The following is a 2,058-nucleotide window of genomic DNA, read 5'->3' as shown; positions in this document are numbered from 1 at the left end:
GGCCTGCGCCGCGCACTGCTGCAGACCCTGCGCGACGCCCCGGCCGGCGACCTCGACTTCCTCGAATGCGCGCCCGAAAACTGGATCGGCGTGGGCGGTCCTGCCGGCGACGCCCTGGCCGACCTCGCCCAACGCTACCCGCTGAGCTGCCACGGCCTGTCCCTGTCGCTGGGCAGCACCGCGCCACTGGAAACCCACCTGCTTGAACAGGTTGGCCGCTTCCTCGACCAGCACCGGGTACCGCTGTACAGCGAACACCTCAGCTACTGCAGCGACGATGGCCACCTCTACGACCTGCTGCCCATCCCCTTCACCGAGGAAGCCGTGCACCACACCGCCGCACGCATCGCCCGCGTACAGGATCTTCTGGGCCGGCGCATCGCGGTGGAAAACGTCTCCTATTACCTGGCCCCCGAACCGGCCATGGACGAACTGGCCTTCACCAACGCCGTGCTTGCCGAAGCCGATTGCGACCTGCTGCTCGACGTCAACAACGTCTACGTCAACGCCTGCAACCACGGCTATGATGCCGGCGCGTTCATCGCCGGACTGCCCGCCCAGCGCATCGTCTGCCTGCACGTGGCCGGCCACCTGGATGAAGCCGAGGACCTGAAGATCGACACCCACGGCAGCGCCGTGATCGACCCGGTGTGGGACCTGCTGGCCCGCACCTACGCGCGCATCGGTGCACGCCCCACCCTGCTCGAACGCGACTTCAACTTTCCGCCCTACCCGGAACTGCGCGACGAACTGCGCACCATCCGCCAGCTGATGGCCACGCACGCCGGAGCCGACCGTGACTGACGCCCCGGCCCGCCTGCACGCCCAGCAGCGGGCACTTACCACCCACCTGCGCGACCCGGCCCGCGTTGCCTCGCCCGCCGGCTTGGATGCACGGCGGCTGGCGGTCTACCGCCGGCTGGTGTTCAACAACATCCTGGGCCTGCTGGGCACCGGGTTTCCGGTCTGCGTGCAGTTGCTTGGCGATCCCGAATGGACCGTGCTGGTGCGCCGCTTCGTGGCCGAACACCGCGCGCAGACCCCGTTGTTCACCGAACTGGCCGCCGAGTTCGTGCAGTGGCTGCAGGTCCAGCCGACGCTGCCGCACCCCGCGCTGGCCGAACTGGCGCACTACGAGTGGGTGGAAACCGCGCTGTACCAGCTGGATGCCCAACCGCTGCCGGCCACGCCCGGGCTGGACCCGATGCACGCCCCATTGCAGCGCTCGCCGCTGGCGTGGCCGCTGCTGTACCACTGGCCGGTGCACCGGCTGGGCAGCGACGACGCTCCCCCCGCGCCCGGCGACGCCCCGACCGGGCTGCTGGTGCGGCGTGACCCGGATGGGCAGGTCCGTTTCGCGACCATCAGCCCGATGGCCGCGCAGCTGCTGGAGCAGATCGGCCAGCAGCCCGGCCATGCTGGCACGTGGCACCTGCAGCAGCTTGCCCTGGCCCACGGCCTGGCCGCGGATGCGCTGCTCACCCCCGGCGCGGCGTTGCTGCACCAGTTCCTCGGCAGCGGCGTGATCGGCGTGGCCCCTCCCGCTTCCTGATCCCCCACAAAGGACGTCATCGATGAAGACACCGTACCTGGCCGCCCTGCGCGGCCGGCTGGACCCGCTCGGCCCGTGGATCGCCCCGCTGGGTCTGCGCCTGCTGATGGCCTGGGAGTACTTCGAGTCCGGCCGCGAGAAACTGCACGGCAGCAACTGGTTCGGCGACCTGCAGCAGGCGTTCCCGTTTCCCTTCGACCAGGTGCCGGCCAGCGTCAACTGGCAGCTGGCCACGTGGTTCGAACTGGTGGGCGCGGCCTGCCTGCTGGTCGGCCTGGGCACGCGCATGGCCGCCAGCAGCCTGTTGGTGCTGACCGTGGTGGCCACCGCCGCCGTGCATTGGCCGTCCCACTGGAACGGGCTGGGCGAGCTGGCGATGGGCTATGTCATTACCGACCAGGGCTTCGGCAACTTCAAGCTGCCCGTGCTGTTCATGGCCATGCTGCTGCCGCTGGCCCTGCAGGGGGCCGGTCCGTTGAGCCTGGACCGCCTGCTCCAGCGTTGCC

3 protein-coding genes are annotated in these 2,058 nt (G+C 70.0%); all 3 read left to right on the top strand.

The window, feature by feature from the left end; all coding sequences use genetic code 11:
• A partial coding sequence (locus DBR34_RS10985; protein WP_146186822.1) for a DUF692 domain-containing protein occupies window positions 1–804 on the top strand: 804 nt, incomplete at its 5' end.
• The gene (locus tag DBR34_RS10980; protein WP_128096819.1) at window positions 797–1,552 is read left to right on the top strand and encodes a putative DNA-binding domain-containing protein; all 756 of its coding nucleotides are present in this window, start codon (window positions 797–799) and stop codon (window positions 1,550–1,552) included. The genes DBR34_RS10985 and DBR34_RS10980, both read left to right, overlap by 8 nt.
• A gap of 22 nt (window positions 1,553–1,574) precedes the next feature.
• Window positions 1,575–2,058 (top strand): DoxX family protein (locus DBR34_RS10975; protein WP_146186821.1); only part of this gene is annotated, 484 nt, incomplete at its 3' end.

Source organism: Stenotrophomonas sp. HMWF003 (assembly GCF_003061285.1).
GTDB classification, from domain to species: domain Bacteria; phylum Pseudomonadota; class Gammaproteobacteria; order Xanthomonadales; family Xanthomonadaceae; genus Stenotrophomonas; species Stenotrophomonas maltophilia_AP.
This window is presented reverse-complemented; position numbering and strand designations above follow the sequence as displayed.